Here is an 18,131-nt window from a genome sequence, read left to right as displayed (position 1 = left end):
TGGATTGTACGGAGTTCAGAACATGGCCGTACCGAGTACCGGGCACAACTTGCAACTCTCATGAACCGGTGAGTTGTACACAGGGGGTGTTGGATGTTTTCTGGATAACTTCAAAAATCCTTTGTTTTGCAAGGGTCTTCAATCTGTACACACTGTGGGAAAGGTGGGGTACATTTTTGGAATGCCGGGTACCCCGTTATCAACAGTACCCTCATACTTCATCAAACCTTTTTCTTTCTTTTTTTATAGGAAGTGGGACGTGGACAGCGCAGACAAAGACGTGCAGGACTTCTGCTCATGACAACGCAAACACATATTCCCTCCGCCAAACGTCTGCTCAGAAGTCTCAATGGAGAAGCTCTCTGGCCCCCTCCGATGTGGTTGATGAGACAGGCCGGGCGGTTCCTGCCTGAATTCCGCGCCATGCGTGCTCAGGCGGATTTTCTGACCCGTTGCATGACACCGGACATTGCAACAGAACTAACCCTGCAACCTATCCGCCGGTTTGGCATGGATGGGGCCATCCTGTTCTCCGATATTTTGATTCTGCCATGGGCCATGGGTCAGTCTTTGGAGTTTGTGGAAGGCACAGGCCCCGTTCTGGGCGCCATTCGTTCTGAACAGGACCTGAACGCACTGGACCCCGCCCGCATTGCCGAGGCCACCGCCCCTGTAATTGAGACCTTGTCCCGGTTGCGCAAGGCCGTGGATGGACCAGACAGCATTGGTGTTGCCAAACCGGGCGCAACAACTTTGCTCGGCTTTACCGGCGCGCCGTTTACCGTTGCCTGCTACATGGTAGAAGGGCGTGGATCGCGTGAGTTTTCTGTAACGCGGAACATGGCTTTTTCCGAACCTGCTCTTTTTGATCGGCTTATGGCCCTGTTGACGGAAACAACGGCAACTTATCTTTGCGCCCAGATTGAAGCCGGTGCTGAAGCCGTCATGCTGTTTGATTCATGGGCCGGGCTTCTTCCGCCGTCTGAATTCCGCCGTCACGTTATCCAGCCCAGCCGGCAGATTGTTCAGACCATCAAATCCCGTTACCCGCATGTTCGCGTTATCGGTTTTCCGCGTCTTGCCGGTGTTATGGCTGCTGAATATGCGCGTGAAACCGGGGTAGATGTGCTGGCGCTGGATACAGGGGCTGATATGGCCATTGTGCGCGATATGGTCCCCCAGACTCTGGGACTACAGGGGAATTTGGACCCTGTGGCTGTACTTGCTGGGGGCGAAGCCATGCGACGTGAGGCCCTGCGTGTGCGTGAAGCAGGACGAGGGCGTGCCCATGTATTTAACCTTGGGCATGGTGTTCTGCCTCAAACACCAGTTGAGCATGTGGCCGATCTTGTGCGGACAGTGCGGGAAACAGCCTGATGCCATCAGCACTCTCACAGGTTTTTCGTGGACCGCTTAAACTGGTTATTTTTGACTGTGATGGTGTGCTGGTTGATAGCGAGGAAGCCTGCTGCCGCCTGTGTGCTCAGGCGGCGCGGGATGCTGGGTGGGACGTGCCAGATAATCTGGCCGTCCAGACTTTTTCTGGTATGTCCCTGGCAACCATTCAACCTATGATCGAACAGCACGCGGGCAAAAAGCTTGGCCCCCAATGGGAGCCCACAATGCAGCAGCGTTTTGTGGCTGCCATGAAGGAGGGTGTTGAACCCATTTCTGGCGTACATGCCATGCTGGATGCCGTGAAAGAACTGGGGATTCCCGTAAGGGTTGCGTCCAACTCCTCTTGCGAGGAAATGGATGTAAAGTTTGCAGTGACCGAGCTTACGCCTTACTTTGATGGGCGTATTCATTCAGCGCGGGATATGGGCACACCTAAACCCCGGCCGGATGTGTATCTTAAGGCTGCAGAAGCGGAAGGTGTTCAGCCTTACGAATGTGTGGTGCTGGAAGATAGTGACCCCGGAGCCAGAGCGGCTGTTAATGCTGGCATGGCCTGTGTTATGCTGCGTGAGCCGGGCAAGGCGATACCTGATTGGAAAGGGGTCGAAAGAATAGACAAACTGTCTGACTTTCCAGAAATTCTTTCCAGACTGGTCAAGGTCGTATCATAATGGTTTTTGACGCGCTGCTTCCGTGGGTCAGATGGTTGGTTGCCTTCCATATCATGTCTGTCATGGCATGGATGGCGGGACTGTTTTATTTGCCCCGTCTTTTTGTTTATCATTGTCAGGTTAAGGTGGGATCGGCGGAAAGCGCGCGTTTCAAAACCATGGAACGCCGACTTATCAAGGCAATTATGGTGCCTGCCATGTGTTCCAGCCTGTTCTTTGGTGTTTTACTGGTTTTAACACCCGGATCAGTGGACTGGCATGCAGGCTGGTGGCACTTAAAGTTGCTGGCCGTGCTGTGTATGTTTGCATTTCAGGGTTTTTGTGGTCGGTGGTATCGTGGTTTTGCACGGGATGATAACCACAATTCCGAAAAATTCTATAGAATAGCGAACGAAGTTCCAACTGTCCTTATGATGATTATTGTTATTATGGTTGTTGTTAGGCCATTTTAAAAAAGTATAATATTATATCATATAGTGTCCTGATCTGGCGTGTAATAAAGTTCAGATCATGCTGCGTTGGTTAGAGGTTTTGCCTTGCCGGGTCTGACTATAAAGGCCCGATCATGGCCAATATTTGCGTTTTGTAAAAACTTCTGTAACCTTAAACGTAGCTTCTAAAATGAATGGCAAAAACATGGATTGTTGTTTGCCCATATGTTTGAATTGCTCAAATTTATAAAAAGAGAATCTCAGGAGGAAAAAGTCATATGTCTCTTACTGTGCGTTCCGTTGCGGTTTTTTGTGGTTCCCGGATGGGAGAAAAACCGGTTTATCGACAGACAGCCGAATTGACCGGCAAAACATTGGCCGAAAAAAATATTCGACTGATTTATGGTGGTGGCGCCAATGGGTTGATGGGGGTTGTGGCTGACTCAGTCATCAAATCCGGTGGTGCTGTTACAGGTGTTATTCCCGAGTTTTTGAAAACACGTGAGCGGATGCACGAGAAGGTTTCGCAGCTGATCGTGACGGACTCCATGCATGCCCGTAAACAGATTATGTTTTCAGAGGCAGATGCATTCTGGATTCTTCCCGGTGGGTTTGGCACTTTTGATGAAACCATGGAAATTCTGACATGGAAGCAGCTTGGGCAGCACAAAAAGCCTATTCTGCTGATTAATGTGGATGGATGGGCCGATGCCATGGTCGCCATGCTGGATGCAGCCGTCAGGCAGGGGTTTGCCTCAGCCGAAGCGCGGGCGTTGTTGCAGGTAGTTCCCGATGTTCAGTCGGCTCTGACTTGCTCTACCGTGGCGGATCAGGTGGACGGTTTGCCTGTGTCCGCTCTTTAAGGCGTCAAGGCTAAATGCAATTACTCTCTTGCTTATATAGCAAGAGAGATGTATAGCGCATTCAACCATTACGGAGTGTAGCTCAGCCTGGTAGAGCACTGTGTTCGGGACGCAGGGGCCGGAGGTTCGAATCCTCTCACTCCGACCATGGCTTTTCTGTAAAAATTAAATTCTCCCCGGCGGGGAACATGTGCAGCATACACTACTTGTGTTGGCTAAAGCATAAGTTTGGGGTGCGCCAAATATCCAGAATCTAACTGGTATTCAGCCATAAACTTTTAAATTTTCCCCGTAGACCTATAAAAAACCCCCACTTTCTCAATCAGAAAGTAGGGGTTTACGTGTTTATGGGGGAAGCCACTCAGGCCTGTTTGGCTACCGTGGTATAATGCACGTCCACAACATTGTTGGCGGCAAAAAGACTGGGTTGATGAGCATCCTGCACCTGCCCAACTAGAAGGCTTTCCCAGCGGCGTATATCGGCCTGCCTGTCTGCCTGAATACCGTGGTTGAGCTCTTCAAGCTGCAATGCGGCATAAGAACCTAGAACAATGCTGGAGACAAACGCCGCGCTGGCAACCAGACCGGGAAGCGACAAAGCATAGTCCGACCAGTGTTCGGATTCAGGCAGAGACTGCCACAGGAAATGTGAGAGTGCGGAATTGTCCGTAAAGTCCTGCCAATGCACGGCCATGCCGGCATGGAATACGGAAAACTTGAGTCCGCAGGTCACAAAAATAAAAGTGGAGCAGATAGCAAGGCTCAGGGCTGCGAGCCAGAGCGAAACGAAAGTTGCTTTTTTCCATGCCATGGGTCCGGCCTCCTAAGTTTGGGTTTGTTAGGGGGCAAAAGCGGTAGGGTGTGTGGCACCTCGCTTTCTCCGTTGATTAAAAGGTATATCAGACATTCTGTATATGCAAGGCAAATCGTGCGTGATTCGTTTTTCTGATATGCCAAAAAAGATGGAAACATATGCTGGAAAGCGTTCCCGATCATGCCCATTTTTAGAACATGATTTTCTTGTCTGCTGATCAACAGGCAACAGGATGAGGAGCTTAAAATGAAGCAGGCAAGTAAAGTGAAAGTTGGTTTACTGGCCATTCTGTTGGCTGGAGGCAGTCTTTCTTGCGGTCATGCTTATGCCCAACATGGGGGTGGCCATTTTGGCGGTGGGCCAGGTGGTGGTCACTTTGGTGGTCCTGGCGGTGGCTGGCATGGGGGCGGTCCCGGTGGTTGGGGTGGCGGTGGCGGCTGGCGTGGAGGAGGCCCGTGGGGCGGTGGTGGCCGCGGTTGGGGCTGGGGATGGGGAGGATGGGGCTGGGGATGGGGAGGATGGGGCGGCTATTATGGCGGCTGGTATTCCCCCTATTATTACGGAGGATATGGCGGGTATGGTGGCTGGAACCCATACTGGGGGGGCAATCCATACTGGAGCCCCTATTGGGCCGGTTGGGGCTGGGGATGGTCCATGCCCTATGCTTATGGTCGCATGGCGGATGTAGAAACGTATAGTGGTTCTTACCCGCAGTATAATCAGGCTCCACCTGCAACGCCGGATAGTACGCCGGTGCAGCAGGGAGACGGGCAGAGCATTTATGCCCCGCCGTCTTACTATGCCAGTCCGGATTATGGGCAATATCCGGCTTCCACAAATACAATGCCACCGCCAGCAAATATGCCCGGAAGCGATGGGACGGCGATGTTTAATTGTAAAGATGGTTATTTTTACAACAACTTAACGCAAAATTGCGATAAGCGGTAATGGCGTAAAAGCTGGTTGCTCTTTGTCGTCAGGGCAACCAGCTTATCTTGATCAGGCTTTGGTAGGGAGGTCCACGCCTTCCAGTTCCAGCAGCCAGACCTTGTCATCTACCCCACCATCGCCCGAATAGCCTCCAAGTCCGTTACGCGCCAGAACGCGGTGGCAGGGAATAAGAATGGGTATAGGGTTACGGCCTACAGCCTGCCCTACGGACTGGGGGCTGCCTCCGGCCTTCTGTGCCAGTTCGCCATATGTTGTGGTTGCGCCAACAGGAATATCCTGCAAAAGCGCCCACACTTTTTTCTGGTAGGCTGTACCGTAAGGTTCCAGAGGAAAAGGGAATGCGCCTAGGGCTGCGGGGTCATCAAACCATTGGTCCAACCACTCCCGAGCCTGACAGAGCAATGGTGTTTCGGTCTGGTCACGTCCCCAGCCCCAATCCAGAGAAATAATTTTTCCATCTTCTTCAGACAGGGTGAGTGGTCCCAGAGGGGAATGGAGGGAAAGCTGGGGCATGGTCAGGCACTTTCTGGGGTGGTTTAAAACGGAACAGTATTCAAGCAGGTGGCACATTGTGCCTTATGGCATGTCATTCATATAGTCCGTTTTTTTATCATCTTTTAAATCTACGTTTACGGGCAAAACTGCATTAGAACACTCTAGCAAATAGGCATGTAGGATAGAAAAGGGGCAGGGCACAGTGGGGTATCAGGGGGAAGGCACCATTTTTGCTCTTTCTACGGGGGTGGAGCGGGCTGCCATTGCCGTTATGCGTGTGAGCGGCAAAGGGAGCGCAGACCTGCTGATAAAGCTCTGTGGTGCCCTGCCTCCTCCGCGTAAAGCGGTGTTGCGTCGTGTGTGGCAGCAGGCCAGCACGCAGGACACACTGCTGGATGAGGCTCTTGTGCTGTGGTTTCCGGGGCCAAAAAGCTATACGGGGGAGGATGGGTTTGAACTGCACCTCCATGCGGGTCCTGCTATTATTCAGGCTGTGTCCAATGCCCTTGTGCAGGGCGGCGCCAGACCAGCCGAACCGGGCGAGTTTACACGCCGGGCTTTTACCAATGGGCGGATGGACCTTGTGGAAGCCGAGGGGATAGCAGACCTGATTGCAGCGGAAACGGAAAGCCAGCGCAGGCAGGCCCTTGCACAGGCTGATGGCGCGTTAAGCGGTGTTTACCAAGGTTGGGCGGATCGGCTTAAAAAGCTTCTGGCGTTTCAGGAAGCGTTGATTGATTTCCCAGATGAGGATTTGCCTCCAGAAGTGGAGGAGGAAATTCGTTCAGGAATCCGTCAGCTTATTGACCAGATGCAGCAGCATATTGCAGACGGCAAACTGGGTGAGCGTATCCGACGGGGTGTGGTGTTTGCCATTACGGGGCCACCCAATGCGGGGAAATCCAGCTTGCTGAACTGGCTGGCGGAGCGGGATGCGGCCATAGTTTCGTCCATAGCGGGAACAACGCGTGATGCGTTGGAAATTGTCGGCAGTCTGGCGGGCATAAAAGTTACGTTTGTGGATACGGCAGGCCTGCGTGAAACCGAGGATGAAATTGAAGCCGAAGGTGTGCGCCGTGCGTTGTTTCACGTGAAACAGGCAGACTGCGTTGTGCAGATGTTCGCTGCAACGGATGTGCCGCAAAGTGTTTTTCCTGATGCAATTCTGGTGGGGAACAAGCTTGACTTGGCACCACTTCCGGCAGAGGTAGAGGGCGTTCCTGTTGTGCCGGTTAGTCTTAAAAGTGGGCAGGGTTTGGGCGCGTTGCGGCAGATACTGGAAAGCAAAGTGCAGGAGCTTACGGCCTCATCCACCAACATGCCGCTGCTGACCAGAGCGCGCCATAGCGCTGGTGTTAAAGAGGCATGTGCCAGTCTGGAGGAAGCATTGCGGCAGGAATGGCCGGAAGTGCGTGGCGAGGAGTTGCGCCTGGCCATGCGGGCTTTGGGCCGTCTTACAGGGCATGTTGGGGTGGAGGAACTGCTCGGTTCCATTTTCGGGCAGTTTTGTATTGGTAAATAACGGTGTAGTGCAGGACCTATGGTTATGATGGTGTCTTATGATGTGATTGTGGTGGGCGGTGGCCACGCAGGGTGCGAGGCCGCTGCTGCGGCTGCACGTTGTGGCGCCAGAACGCTGCTGCTCACGCATAATAAAAAGACGGTTGGTGCCATGTCCTGCAATCCCGCTATTGGCGGTATTGGTAAGGGCCATCTGGTGCGTGAAATTGATGCGCTGGATGGGCTTATGGGCCGCGCGGCAGATAGGGCGGGCATTCACTTCAAATTGCTTAATCGTTCCAAAGGGCCTGCAGTGCAGGGGCCGCGTGCGCAAGCTGACCGCATGTTATACCGGCAGGCCATTCAGGACATGCTGGAGCAAACACCGGGGCTGGATATAGAGCAAGGTGCCGCCGCCGACCTGTTGTGCCAGCCGGACGGGCGTGTGTGTGGTGTTGTTTGTGAAGATGGCAGGCAATGGCAGGCTGGAGCCGTGGTGCTGACCACTGGAACCTTTCTGGATGGAATTATTCATATTGGGCATAAATCAAAGCCCGCTGGACGCATAGGCGAACAACCCTCGGTTGCACTCGCGCAGCGTCTGCGTTCCATGAACCTACGAATGGGCCGGCTCAAAACAGGGACCCCCGCAAGACTTGAGCGGGATAGTATTGAATGGAGCGTGCTGGCTGAGGATAAAGGGGACGATATCCCAGAACCGTTCAGCCGCATGACACAGAGCATAACCAACCGTCAGATGGTTTGTGGCATTACGGCGACAACACAGAAAACGCACGATATTATCAGGGAGCATCTGCATCTGTCTGCGGTATATGGTGGGGCAATTTCTGGCCGTGGGCCACGGTATTGCCCTTCGATCGAAGACAAAGTCGTGCGGTTTGCGGAAAAAACCAGCCATCAGATTTTTCTGGAACCCGAAGCGCTACCGGAGCATGAGGGCGGAAATCTGGTTTACCCCAATGGAATTTCCACCAGCCTGCCTGCGGATGTGCAGGATGCCATGATCCATTCTATCCCCGGCCTCGAGCGCGCTGTTATTGCGCAGTATGGTTACGCTGTGGAGTATGACTATGTTGACCCGCGTGAACTAACCACATCGCTTGAACTGCGGCAGTGCCCCGGTCTGTTTCTGGCCGGGCAGATTAATGGGACAACAGGGTATGAGGAGGCCGGTGCGCAGGGGCTTCTGGCCGGGGTCAATGCTGCTCGGCGCGCAGGGGGGCAGTCCTCCGTCAGTCTGGATAGAGGCAAGGCCTATATTGGCGTTATGGTGGATGACCTGACAACGCAGGGGGTGAGCGAACCCTACCGTATGTTCACCTCTCGCGCGGAATACAGGCTGACGCTGCGGGCCGATAATGCTGATATTCGTCTGACAAAGCTGGGTATGGAGTGGGGCTGTGTTGGGGCTCAACGTAAAGCGGCCTTTGAGCATGAACTGGCGGAAATTGAGTCTGTAACAGAGCGGGCACAGGCCGAGAGCTGGCAGCCGCAACAACTTGCCAGTGTGGGGATGAAAGTAGCGCAGGACGGCAAGCGTAGAACCTTGCTGGAAATTATGGGCTATGGGGCCGATCAGTCCGTAGTGGAGCAGGTGGCGCCATGGTTTTTGAATGTGCCAGATCGTGTTCGGCAGTATGTTACCACTCAGGCGCGGTATAGTGGGTATCTGACCCGCCAGAACAGGGAAATCAAACAGCTTGAAGCTGAGACAGAAATCCGGTTTCCCGCAGCAATGGATTTTGCCAGCATTGGTGGGCTGAGTGCCGAAATGCGGGAACGGTTGGAGCAGGCCAAGCCCGAGAGCTTTAGTGCCGCGCAGAGAATTCCCGGCATTACGCCATCCGCGCTTATGGCCATTCTGGCGTATTTGCGTAAAGGTCAGGACCATGCTCATGCAGAGTGAGAGTGTTTCTGTTTCACGTGAAACAGAAGAACGATTGCAGGCTTATGCGGCGCTGCTCAAAAAATGGAATGAGCGGATTAATCTGGTTTCCCCAAAGGATATGGATAACCTGTGGGAGCGGCATATTCTGGATAGTCTCCAACTGGTTCCTTTGTTAAAAGGGCGCAGACATTTTGTTGATATGGGGTCAGGAGGGGGATTCCCCGGTATTGTGGTCGGTATTGCCGCCAATATTCCGGGTGTTCTGATTGAGGCGGACCAAAGAAAATCTGCTTTTCTGCGTGAGGCTGCCAGAATAACCGGCGCGCAGTTGACCGTTCTGCCATGCCGGCTTGACCGTGCGGAAGTTGCCCCTGCACCCGTTGTAACGGCGCGTGCGCTGGCCCCGTTGGACAAATTGTTGGAATGGGCTCGTCCCTTGCTAAAGCCCGATGGCGTTGGCCTGTTTTTAAAAGGACGGCAGGCTGAACAGGAAATTGAGGATGCGGCTAAGACCTGGCGGTTTGATGTCCGGTCATGGCCCAGCAAGACAAGCCCCGATGGTGTGATTCTGGAAGTGAGTAATTTTAATCGTGCAGAAGGCTAAAAAGAACAGAAAAGACTGCTGCATTCTTGCAGTAGCAAACCAGAAAGGCGGCGTGGGCAAAACCACCACGGCCATTAATCTGGCAGCAGCTCTGGCAGCCGATGGCGCTCGTGTTGTTCTTCTGGATCTGGACCCGCAGGGCAATGCGTCCACGGGTGTTGGCGTCAGTTACGATGCCAGAAAAGGTGGGGCCTATGCCCTGCTTATGCACGAAAAGTCTGCGCAGGATGTTCTGCAACCGACGGAAATTGAGAACCTGTCTGTTATTGCTGCCAATACCGAGTTGGTTGGGGCAGAAATTGAGCTGGTTGACACAGAAGGGCGGGAGCATCGCCTGAGCGAGGCCTTAGCCCCTCTGGCCCAGCAGGCTGACTATATTATTATCGACTGCCCCCCAAGCCTTGGCCTGCTTACGCTCAATGCCCTTGTGGCGGCCCATGGTGTGCTGGCGCCCTTGCAGTGCGAATTCTTTGCGTTGGAAGGGTTGGGGCATCTGGTTAAAACCATTGGGCATGTCACCAAAAATCTTAATCCGGATCTTAAGATCGCAGGCATTGTGCTCACCATGTATGACAAGCGCAATAATCTGTCTGAACTGGTTGCGGCAGATGCGCGCAGCTTTTTTGGGGATGATGTCCTTGAGACCCTTATCCCCAGAAATATTCGTATTTCCGAGGCGCAAAGCCATGGTCTGCCCGTCATGACGTATGACCCCCGTGCAACCGGGGCTGCGGCGTATCAGGCGCTTGCTGCCGAAATTATGAGGAGAACGGCATGAGCGCACCACCGCGGAGCAAGTCTGCTGCCCGCCCTAAACTGGGCAGAGGACTCGCAGCATTATTGGGGGAAGCCGCTGGCGTATCCGCTAATGCAAAAGGAACTGATTCCGAACAGAAGGGTGGTGCAGTGAGCGTTCTTCCGGTCGAGGCTCTTGTTGCCGGACCTTTTCAACCACGGCAGGATATGGAGCCAGCCGCTCTTGAGGAACTGGCTGAGTCCATTCGTGAGCGTGGTATTTTACAGCCTATTCTGGTGCGTCCGGACCCGAATAAAAAAGGTCAGTATCAGATTATCGCAGGGGAGCGCAGGTGGCGCGCCGCCCAGCTAGCCCAGTGCCACGAAGTTCCGGTGCATGTGCGTGATCTGAGCGAAGCAGATGCTATGGCCGCCGCGTTGGTGGAAAACCTCCAGCGTGCGGACCTCAACCCTGTGGAAGAGGCGGAAGGCTTTAGCCGCTTGATGGACGAATACAGCCTGACGCAGGATGAACTGGCCAAAGCCATTGGCAAGTCCCGGCCGCATGTTGCCAACATGCTGCGTTTGCTCAAGCTACCGCCGGCTGTTCGGGATGAGCTGAAAAAAGGCACGTTATCCGCAGGCCATGCCAGAGCATTGTTGGCACACCCTAATGCCATAGCAGCAGCAGCAGAGGTGATTGCCAAGGGCCTGTCTGTCCGTCAGACTGAAGCTCTGGTGCAAAAGGCGTTGGAACAGCAGAACCGTAAACCAGCGGCTGAAGAGAAAAAAACCAGAAATCCAGAAATCGCAGCGCTTGAGCGTGACCTGGCCAACAGACTGGGGCTGAAGGTGGCTGTGAATTTTGATGGCCGCAAAGGTGGCTCTTTGGAAATTCACTATAAAAATCTCGATCAGCTAGATACGGTTCTGGCTTTGTTAAAATCTTGAATTTTCAGGCTTGTGTTGTTTAAAAAGGGGTGGTAAAAGACCCCCAATTCAGCCTCATGGGCTGTAAGGGTGCATAGCTCAGTTGGTAGAGCAGCTGACTCTTAATCAGCGGGTCCAAGGTTCGAGTCCTTGTGCACCCACCAAGCTTTTCCTTAGCTTTTGGTGGTTTTCAGGTTTCAGGCTGGCAGGGTTCTCCTGCCTTCCGGAGTCAATCCGGAGTCATTTGAAACCGCGTTTTCTGAGCTGGCATGGGGCAGGGTTCTTTCCCGCCACAGATTTTCTCTCTCAAAAACCTGACAGCCTTGGCCCTCCGGCTACCTGTGTGTCTTTTTGTTTCAATTTCGCGGATGCAAAAATTTGCCCATGGCGCGGTCCGGGTGCTCATGGCCGCTAGAGATTGGATACCCCCATCCCCATGACAGTCACCAGCGTTTGAAAACTTGATTTTTTTCAAACAGCCGAAAAAATCCGCGCGTGAGCCTGATGCGGTTGCGGTGCCCAAGGGCATCCCGACTTTCCGATAGCCCCCAGCCTATGAGCCAAGGTTGAGATATGCGCTTTACGCATGACCTTGGCCGCGTCACACCTTCCTGTTCTTACCACCCCTACCCAAAAAAAGGTGTATCAGGTGTAACAGGTGTATCACTCTGGATAAGTGACTGATTTAATTATCTAAAAGTGATACACCTTTTTTGTTCTGGCTGTTACACCTGCCGAAAATAGGTGTATCACTTTGAAAGCATGAATGGCTGTTTTCTGCCATTCATAGGGATATTGCCGCTCTAAACGGCTGGTTTTCCCTGCTTTTTGCCCCTTAAAATACACATTTTTCGTTATGCTTTTGGTGCATAGCTCGGCCTGTTTTAGCTCTGAAATGCTCAAAAATCGGAAAAGAAACCCGCGCGCTGCCCGCACACACCACGCACGGCATGTCCACGGCTCACGCAGGCTCGGCTGCATCCTTGCAGCGATAAACAGAGGCCCGGCTTATACCAAGACGGCTGGCAATCTCGGTGGCGCTCATACCCTGCTCCATAAGTGCCTGCACTTCGGTGGCCTGATTGCGGGCTGTAGGCTTTCGTCCTTTATAACGTCCGTCCGCTTTAGCCTTGGCTATGCCTTCCATCTGGCGTTCCCGGCGGAGGTTTGTCTCAAACTCGGCAAACACACCCAGCATATCCAGAAAGGCTTTGCCTGCTGCCGTGCTGGTGTCCACGGGCTGTTCTGTGCAGCGCAAGGCTGCACCCTTTGCCTTGAGTTCCATCATAATGGTTTGAAGGTCAGCAATAGAGCGGGCCAGCCGGTCTATGCGTGTGACGACCAGCACATCGCCCCGCTGGAGGAAGGCAAGCAGGGTTTGCAGTTCTTTCCTGCCACTAGTGCTCGACCCTGAAACCTTTTCGGAGCGAATGACCGTGCACCCGGCTGCGGCAAGGGTCTGCTCCTGAATGGTCAGGTCTTGGTCAGTCGTGCTGACTCGCGCATATCCGTAAATGGTCATTCCGAGTCTCGTTTGTCTCAATAGGGTTTAGACTTTCTCTTTTATGTGTCTCAAAATTAAAAATCAACCCATTTGAGACGCAGAAAACCGCCAACCCACTGTCTCACAAATTTGTCTCTATGGGGTATACTTCAAAGAGACACAGCGAGTCATGCTACTGGTGCATACCGAGCGGAAATAGACCGGGGGGAAAACAGACATGCTCCCTCCGGCTATAGGTCATTCATTGCCGGCAGCGAGTGCCAGAATGTTTCCGGCCACCACATAGAGCCGGATATTGCCAGCTTGCCCCGGCGGGCGGACAGATTGTGAGAACTTGCCCTCTTTATCCGGTATCAGCACACCACGCTCGGCCAGCACCTTGGTTGCGTCCCGCAAGTTCAGGCCCGCTAGAGCCTCACGCATCCCCGAGGACGTGAGCATGTAACCCCAGCCCCATTGTCCCTCTTGCGTTTTGGCCCAGCGTCTCCAGCCTGCTTGGTTCTGTGTGCGGTATCTCTCTGGTGGTGGTTTGCCCTCATCCCATGACTGGGGGAGTTCTTCTGCCGTTCTGTCCACCCAATCCTGAAAGCGGGACGCACCATTGCGGGCAATGAAGTCGCGGAGTTGCTGCACGGCCTGTTCATCTTCCCTCCGGCCAGAGGTGCCACGCGCCCGTAACCAGTCACCAAAACACAGGCCAACCAGCACGTCTGCCGTATCTGCATCCCATCCGGTCAGGCCAAAGGTGGTTGCCAGTTCACCGCCCACGGCAATCATGGCGAAGCGCCGGGCAACAGAACGCACCTGTCCGGAGGCACGGGGCCAGTTTTGCAGGTATCCTGTTGCTATGGCTTCCAGACGCTCCAGCAGGCGTTCCCGTAGTGGGCGTATGCCTTCCTCCGCCATGAGGGCGGTCAGACGTTCCAGAAAGGCCCGAAAAGGTGCGCCGTAAAACTGCCCGCAGGCATTGCCCAGATGGTCTGCAAACTCCCCAGCGTTATCCATATGGTGCGTGTTCTCAAACAGGCCCATACCGGCTCCTGCATCGGCTGGCACGTCACAGTAGCGCACCTCCATGCCTGCTTTGGTGGCCCGGCCAGCCTCACGGTTCACATCATCCAGCGTTTTTTCACCCGTGCTCAAAAACAGCACCCGCCAGCGCGCAACTGCCCGCGCAGAGCCGGTACGACTGGCACGGACTTTGCCCTGCCCATTGGCAAGCATGTAGCTCACATCAGCAATTTCTCTTGGGTCTAGCTGTCCTATTTCGTCCAGCGGTAGCAGGGCATCACAGCTTGCTAGCGCAACGCTTTCCAGTCCGTTGCTGGTAGAGCGCCAAGAGCGGGCATAGCCTTTGGCCCCGGCATCTGCCGTGCCACCGCATACGCTGGAGGCAACCAGCAATGCTGTGGATTTACCGGCCCGGCTGGCACCAAAGAGCGATATACCACCACCATCCAGCCCCAGCAGGCCAAGCAATGGTGCCGCAAACGCACTTGATACACTCAAGATAAGGCGACTGTTGCCCCGGCACAGCAAACCTATGTGCTGCTGCCATTCTTCCACCGTGCCAGATACACCAAACAGATCCGTTTCCGGCTCGGCTGTTTGCAGCACTACCCGTTCGTCCATGTTGCCGTAGGTGGCATCTGGCAGCACATAGGCCCGGCCAGCCGGCAGCGTGTGCCAGCCAATGCGCCCGACCGACTGCGCCCGCTCTGGTGTAGAAATGCTGCTTAACCAGTCCGCAAAGGCGGCCTTGGCGGCCGGGCTACTTGCAAGCGTAAGCCCTCCGTCTGCAAGCTGGCTCCGCAATTCGCCACAATCGCCACTGAACAGGCTACGCGGAAAGGCTTGCTCATGCTGTTGTCCGTCCCGGTCAATCCAGCCCAGCAGGATGCCCCAGCCTTTGCCATCTGGCCCGCGTGTTTCGGCTAGGGCTTCAATAGGGCCGGACAGTTTCGTATCGGTTTTGGCGCTGTCCACTGCTTTTCGGAACAGGCCATGAGCGTCACAGAAAAAGCGCCCGTCCTCTGTTTCTGTCCGTCTAGCGGAGGGCTTGCTCTTGGTATCTTTACCGTTACCGCTTTTCAGTTTGATAACTTTGGCACCCGACAAAGCTGCCCGCACACCTTCACGACCTGTTCCGGCCTGTGTCTGGTTCGTTTCGGAGGACATCGTTCCAGTCTCCATGTTCGATTTCTGGCACGGCGAGCCGAACAGTGCGGCCCTGCTGTGCAAATTGGTGAAGGGCAGCTTTCAGCGCCTTACGCGCAGCCGGATTTCCGGCATCGTTATCAGCCGCCACAATAATTTCGGTGATGGTGTCAGGCAGTTTGACGGCAGCCATGTTTGACAGGCTTACAGAGGCTAGAACTCGGTATTCCGGACAGGCAACGGCACAACTCAGGGCTGTTTCTATGCCCTCCGCCAGAATGGTCACATCACCATCCGGAGCCATGCCAAGGGCTGCACCAGAGCCACCACGCCAGAGCCTCACGCATCCACCAGCAAAACTGCCCAGCACCTTTTTGGCATTTGCCAGATCAGCCTTGCACCATGCGCCGGAGGGTGCCTTTGCCAGCCATGTGCGGTGCACCGCAACCATCTTTCCCGTTGGCCCACAGATAGCGCCCAGCATGGCAGGCAAAGGGCGCTGCACCTCCGCACACCACACGGCGGGATGAAAGCGCAACGCACCCGGCGCACGGCCAAGCAAGCGCAGGTCTATGCCACGGCCAGACAGATAGGTTTCGACTGGAGTGCCAGCAATGCCGGGCGCGGCGTCCTGCCACAGCCGCCGGGCCTTGGCCCTGCGCTGCTGTGCTTCCTTGTCCAGTTCAGGACTATTCAGTTTTTCTTGAACCGGAGGGCGCTGGACGGGGGCTTGTGGCGCGTTGTTCGCCAGCCCCAGCCATGTGCTTGCCCATGCCATTGCATCTTTGCGGTTATGGCTGAACAGGCAGGCGGCTACAAGGTCCAAAGCATCGCCACGCTCCCCACTGGAGAAGTCACACCACAGCCCCCGCCGCGCACCTGTCAGACGCACAGCAAGGCTTTGCCCCGGCTCTCCAGCTAAAGACCCCACGCGCCATTCTGCACCGTCCTTTTTGCCATGAGGCAGCAGTTCAGGCGCAAGGCGCGTAATGTGGTCCGCCAGAAGCCGGGCCAGTTCAGAGGCGTTAGGCCGCCGCATGGTCGCACCAGTCTTTGGGGAGAATGGCAACACCACCCTCCGGCGCACAGAAAGCACGGCCAGCGATCAGTTCACGGCCTGCATGATCACGCTTGTCAGCCAGCTCCAGCAGTTCGCCCCAGCCGATCTGTTCCAACCAAAAGAGTGCTTCGGACGAGCGGCTGTTGCGGCATAGCGCCGCGCGCAAACGCACCAGTCCTGCCCGAATGGGAATAAACTCCTGTGCCGCATGTATGGGTCTGTTTTCGTCCACAAGGAAGCTTGAGAATGTGGCATCTGCTTCCAAAAGCTCAAGGACATAGCTCCAGACTGTTGCCAGCCCGGTAATGGTCATAGGCGAGGGAACAACTGCAAAATCGGTGATACCATAAGGCCGGAGGGCTTTGATTAAGTTCGGTTGTGACATGCTTTCAGGGAGGTATCCCTCAACACCGGCCAAGAAATTGAGCAACTTACTAAGCAGATTAGGCCCATGAGCATCATAGTCCGACCACAGCCATGTGCAGGGTGTTTGCTCATACTGCTTTGCAACCATGGCCATTTCCACGGTCGAGAGCATGGCGCCATGCGTCCATGTTGGCGGGGCAGTTCTCATGCCACACCTTTAAAGCGTGTGGTGGCGTCAGCCGTGGAGCGCACAGAACGGTCTGCTACCCATACGCGGAGGGCTTCCACGCTGTAACCAATTCGGCGCTTTGTGAGCTGCACGAAAACCGGGCCTGAGCCGTCCAGCCGTTTGCTCTGCAAGGTGCGTGGAGCAAGACCAACCATTGCGGCGGCCTTAGCCTCTGAAACCACTAGCGGCGCTACGGCTTCCTTGTGGTGGTGTGCAGGAAAGTGAGCAATGGTGCCCATCTGTCTTGCCTTGTCATTCTGAGTTGGTGCCATTGTCGGCATTACGAAAAACTCCCTGTTTCACAGGCACCTTGCGGTATGTGTGAGCCGCTTAGTGCGTGAAGGGATGGAAGCAAAAACCCAAATCGGAGGGGAATAGTCGGCAAATAGGAGGAATGCAGTTCGCCTCCTATTATTTGCTAACCCCTTGTTTTGTATTGCCTCTTCCACGCAGAGGAACGTCCTGCTCTTTTGCGCGGCATTTAATTTGGGGCATTAACTCGGTTCTCAAATAGTTCGCGGAGAGTTTGGGCTTATATTTTTGGAGGAAGGTCAGCCGTTCCTTCATATCCAATAATTCTTCACCATTTTCCGCTCGCCTTTTGTCCTCACGAACAGCCAGTTCTACAAGCTGATTATCAGAGGCTTGCAGAACAGGTTTGTTAGTTTGTGCAGCAGCAGGTTTCTGCGGAGTAGGCATTGGATATGGTGTGGTTTCTGGACGCCATTCTAAGAGGTCGGTCTGCTTACGGATGGCTAATGGAGAAAGAATACGGAACTCCACCCAACTGCCTTCAATATCGCGGACTGTGGACGCATCCATGTCTATTGTTGGTTGATGCCAGACACCGGGTTCAATGGGGCTTTGGTCGCAGACCGTAACTGCTCGTAGCAAGCCTTCTTTTAGGAGAGAAAAGACCTCTTGCTGCAATTCCTGAGTTATCAGGCGCAAATTGTTGCGGTGTTTTCGCTCTTTGTCTCCGCCGGTAACTACGTGGCGTAAGGTCACACAGCGTTCAACCAGATCAGGGGAGCCAAATGCCGACATGGCACAGTTAAAAGGCAAACCCATCCTGCTGGCAGTGCGTATATCGAAGAAAGACAGCTTATCTATCGAAAGGCGACTTTCCGAAAATCTTAACCTGCCTGAGTGACCAAAAAGCGAAATATCCATAGCGGAAAAAGGGTTATCCGCAGACTTTTTACGCCCGCAAGCCTCTAGACTACCGTGGCAAAGAAGTTCACGAACACAGCGGCACATTGCCGCATAAGTAATACAAAATTCGTGAAAAATATAAAACTTATCGGAGGGTTCTCCGCCCTTGGTTTTAAGCCACCAATGTTCTGGGTCACGTAACCACTCACGTGGAACGCCATTCACGTAACAAGCGTATGTTTTGCGAGAAAGGTCTTTGTCCAACTCAGACAGTCGGGCGTCATAGCGCCCAAAGACAGCCACAGAAGATGAGAGATGAATACCGTTTCGTAGCCTATCCGCGACGAAGGGAGACAAAA

The 18,131-nt window shown here is 54.2% G+C and carries 18 protein-coding genes and 2 tRNA genes; 12 read left to right on the top strand and 8 right to left on the bottom strand.

Annotation, left to right across the window (positions count from 1 at the left end):
• Positions 1-297 precede the first annotated feature (297 nt).
• The 5 genes from hemE to AGA_RS02015 all read left to right on the top strand — a co-directional run bounded on the left by hemE (position 298) and on the right by AGA_RS02015 (position 3,511).
• Positions 298-1,377 (top strand): uroporphyrinogen decarboxylase, encoded by a 1,080-nt coding sequence (gene hemE, locus AGA_RS02035; RefSeq protein WP_059022786.1) that lies wholly within the window; start codon positions 298-300, stop codon positions 1,375-1,377.
• Positions 1,377-2,069 carry an HAD family hydrolase gene (locus tag AGA_RS02030; RefSeq protein ID WP_059022784.1) on the top strand — a complete coding sequence of 231 codons (693 nt, stop codon included), beginning with the start codon at positions 1,377-1,379 and terminating at the stop codon, positions 2,067-2,069. Before hemE ends, AGA_RS02030 begins: the two co-directional genes overlap by 1 nt.
• Entirely contained in the window at positions 2,069-2,521 is a 453-nt protein-coding gene (hemJ, locus tag AGA_RS02025; protein WP_059022782.1) for a protoporphyrinogen oxidase HemJ, read from the top strand. Before AGA_RS02030 ends, hemJ begins: the two co-directional genes overlap by 1 nt.
• Positions 2,522-2,778: 257 nt before the next feature.
• Positions 2,779-3,363 (top strand): LOG family protein, encoded by a 585-nt coding sequence (locus AGA_RS02020; RefSeq protein ID WP_059022781.1) that lies wholly within the window; start codon positions 2,779-2,781, stop codon positions 3,361-3,363.
• 71 nt (positions 3,364-3,434) lie between these two features.
• A tRNA-Pro gene (locus AGA_RS02015) sits at positions 3,435-3,511 on the top strand.
• Between the two features lie 213 nt (positions 3,512-3,724).
• Here the strand turns inward: AGA_RS02015 and AGA_RS02010 are convergent.
• Positions 3,725-4,174, bottom strand: a complete 450-nt coding sequence (locus AGA_RS02010) for a hypothetical protein (protein ID WP_059022779.1) — start codon at positions 4,172-4,174, stop codon at positions 3,725-3,727.
• A gap of 322 nt (positions 4,175-4,496) precedes the next feature.
• Between AGA_RS02010 and AGA_RS13635 the strand changes: the two genes are divergently transcribed.
• Entirely contained in the window at positions 4,497-4,865 is a 369-nt protein-coding gene (locus AGA_RS13635; RefSeq protein ID WP_157065275.1) for a hypothetical protein, read from the top strand.
• A 311-nt stretch (positions 4,866-5,176) separates the two neighbouring features.
• On the opposite strand, the gene AGA_RS01995 is transcribed toward AGA_RS13635, so the two are convergent.
• A complete protein-coding gene (locus AGA_RS01995) occupies positions 5,177-5,641 on the bottom strand; it encodes a methylated-DNA--[protein]-cysteine S-methyltransferase (protein WP_059024587.1) in 465 nt (154 codons plus the stop codon).
• A gap of 184 nt (positions 5,642-5,825) precedes the next feature.
• Between AGA_RS01995 and mnmE the strand changes: the two genes are divergently transcribed.
• The 6 genes from mnmE (at position 5,826) to AGA_RS01965 (ending at position 11,465) form a co-directional block, all read left to right on the top strand.
• Positions 5,826-7,145: a tRNA uridine-5-carboxymethylaminomethyl(34) synthesis GTPase MnmE gene (gene mnmE, locus AGA_RS01990; protein WP_059022775.1), complete on the top strand. Its 1,320-nt coding sequence runs from the start codon at positions 5,826-5,828 to the stop codon at positions 7,143-7,145.
• 24 nt (positions 7,146-7,169) lie between these two features.
• Positions 7,170-9,050, top strand: a complete 1,881-nt coding sequence (gene mnmG / locus AGA_RS01985; RefSeq protein ID WP_059024586.1) for a tRNA uridine-5-carboxymethylaminomethyl(34) synthesis enzyme MnmG — start codon at positions 7,170-7,172, stop codon at positions 9,048-9,050.
• Complete coding sequence (gene rsmG / locus AGA_RS01980) at positions 9,034-9,636, top strand: 16S rRNA (guanine(527)-N(7))-methyltransferase RsmG (RefSeq protein ID WP_059022774.1); 603 nt, start codon at positions 9,034-9,036, stop codon at positions 9,634-9,636. Before mnmG ends, rsmG begins: the two co-directional genes overlap by 17 nt.
• Complete coding sequence (locus AGA_RS01975; protein WP_059022772.1) at positions 9,623-10,414, top strand: ParA family protein; 792 nt, start codon at positions 9,623-9,625, stop codon at positions 10,412-10,414. The genes rsmG and AGA_RS01975 overlap by 14 nt, the downstream gene beginning before the upstream one ends.
• The gene (locus AGA_RS01970) at positions 10,411-11,322 is read left to right on the top strand and encodes a ParB/RepB/Spo0J family partition protein (RefSeq protein ID WP_059022770.1); all 912 of its coding nucleotides are present in this window, start codon (positions 10,411-10,413) and stop codon (positions 11,320-11,322) included. The genes AGA_RS01975 and AGA_RS01970 overlap by 4 nt, the downstream gene beginning before the upstream one ends.
• Before the next feature lie 67 nt (positions 11,323-11,389).
• Positions 11,390-11,465 (top strand) — tRNA-Lys (locus AGA_RS01965).
• A 797-nt stretch (positions 11,466-12,262) separates the two neighbouring features.
• On the opposite strand, the gene AGA_RS01955 is transcribed toward AGA_RS01965, so the two are convergent.
• The 6 genes from AGA_RS01955 to AGA_RS01930 all read right to left on the bottom strand — a co-directional run bounded on the left by AGA_RS01955 (position 12,263) and on the right by AGA_RS01930 (position 17,997).
• Positions 12,263-12,823 carry a recombinase family protein gene (locus AGA_RS01955; RefSeq protein ID WP_059022767.1) on the bottom strand — a complete coding sequence of 187 codons (561 nt, stop codon included), beginning with the start codon at positions 12,821-12,823 and terminating at the stop codon, positions 12,263-12,265.
• A 219-nt stretch (positions 12,824-13,042) separates the two neighbouring features.
• Positions 13,043-14,935, bottom strand: coding sequence for a DUF927 domain-containing protein (locus AGA_RS01950; RefSeq protein WP_172793750.1), 1,893 nt, complete (start codon positions 14,933-14,935; stop codon positions 13,043-13,045).
• Between the two features lie 4 nt (positions 14,936-14,939).
• Positions 14,940-16,001, bottom strand: a complete 1,062-nt coding sequence (locus AGA_RS01945; protein WP_059022763.1) for a DUF7146 domain-containing protein — start codon at positions 15,999-16,001, stop codon at positions 14,940-14,942.
• Entirely contained in the window at positions 15,988-16,596 is a 609-nt protein-coding gene (locus tag AGA_RS01940; RefSeq protein WP_059022761.1) for a hypothetical protein, read from the bottom strand. The genes AGA_RS01945 and AGA_RS01940 overlap by 14 nt, the downstream gene beginning before the upstream one ends.
• Positions 16,593-16,898 carry a hypothetical protein gene (locus AGA_RS01935; protein WP_059022759.1) on the bottom strand — a complete coding sequence of 102 codons (306 nt, stop codon included), beginning with the start codon at positions 16,896-16,898 and terminating at the stop codon, positions 16,593-16,595. Before AGA_RS01935 ends, AGA_RS01940 begins: the two co-directional genes overlap by 4 nt.
• A 130-nt stretch (positions 16,899-17,028) precedes the next feature.
• A complete protein-coding gene (locus AGA_RS01930) occupies positions 17,029-17,997 on the bottom strand; it encodes a hypothetical protein (RefSeq protein ID WP_157065274.1) in 969 nt (322 codons plus the stop codon).
• Between the last annotated feature and the right edge of the window lie 134 nt (positions 17,998-18,131).

This window comes from Acetobacter ghanensis (genome assembly GCF_001499675.1).
Lineage (GTDB): Bacteria > Pseudomonadota > Alphaproteobacteria > Acetobacterales > Acetobacteraceae > Acetobacter > Acetobacter ghanensis.
This window is presented reverse-complemented; position numbering and strand designations above follow the sequence as displayed.

Coding starts and splice junctions, on each gene's coding strand:
- hemE (WP_059022786.1), top strand. CDS start 298: ATGACAACGCAAACACATATTCCCTCCGCCAAACGTCTGCTCAGAAGT.
- AGA_RS02030 (WP_059022784.1), top strand. CDS start 1,377: ATGCCATCAGCACTCTCACAGGTTTTTCGTGGACCGCTTAAACTGGTT.
- hemJ (WP_059022782.1), top strand. CDS start 2,069: ATGGTTTTTGACGCGCTGCTTCCGTGGGTCAGATGGTTGGTTGCCTTC.
- AGA_RS02020 (WP_059022781.1), top strand. CDS start 2,779: ATGTCTCTTACTGTGCGTTCCGTTGCGGTTTTTTGTGGTTCCCGGATG.
- AGA_RS02010 (WP_059022779.1), bottom strand. CDS start 4,174: ATGGCATGGAAAAAAGCAACTTTCGTTTCGCTCTGGCTCGCAGCCCTG.
- AGA_RS13635 (WP_157065275.1), top strand. CDS start 4,497: ATGCTTATGCCCAACATGGGGGTGGCCATTTTGGCGGTGGGCCAGGTG.
- AGA_RS01995 (WP_059024587.1), bottom strand. CDS start 5,641: ATGCCCCAGCTTTCCCTCCATTCCCCTCTGGGACCACTCACCCTGTCT.
- mnmG (WP_059024586.1), top strand. CDS start 7,170: ATGATGGTGTCTTATGATGTGATTGTGGTGGGCGGTGGCCACGCAGGG.
- rsmG (WP_059022774.1), top strand. CDS start 9,034: ATGCTCATGCAGAGTGAGAGTGTTTCTGTTTCACGTGAAACAGAAGAA.
- AGA_RS01970 (WP_059022770.1), top strand. CDS start 10,411: ATGAGCGCACCACCGCGGAGCAAGTCTGCTGCCCGCCCTAAACTGGGC.
- AGA_RS01955 (WP_059022767.1), bottom strand. CDS start 12,823: ATGACCATTTACGGATATGCGCGAGTCAGCACGACTGACCAAGACCTG.
- AGA_RS01945 (WP_059022763.1), bottom strand. CDS start 16,001: ATGCGGCGGCCTAACGCCTCTGAACTGGCCCGGCTTCTGGCGGACCAC.
- AGA_RS01940 (WP_059022761.1), bottom strand. CDS start 16,596: ATGAGAACTGCCCCGCCAACATGGACGCATGGCGCCATGCTCTCGACC.
- AGA_RS01935 (WP_059022759.1), bottom strand. CDS start 16,898: ATGCCGACAATGGCACCAACTCAGAATGACAAGGCAAGACAGATGGGC.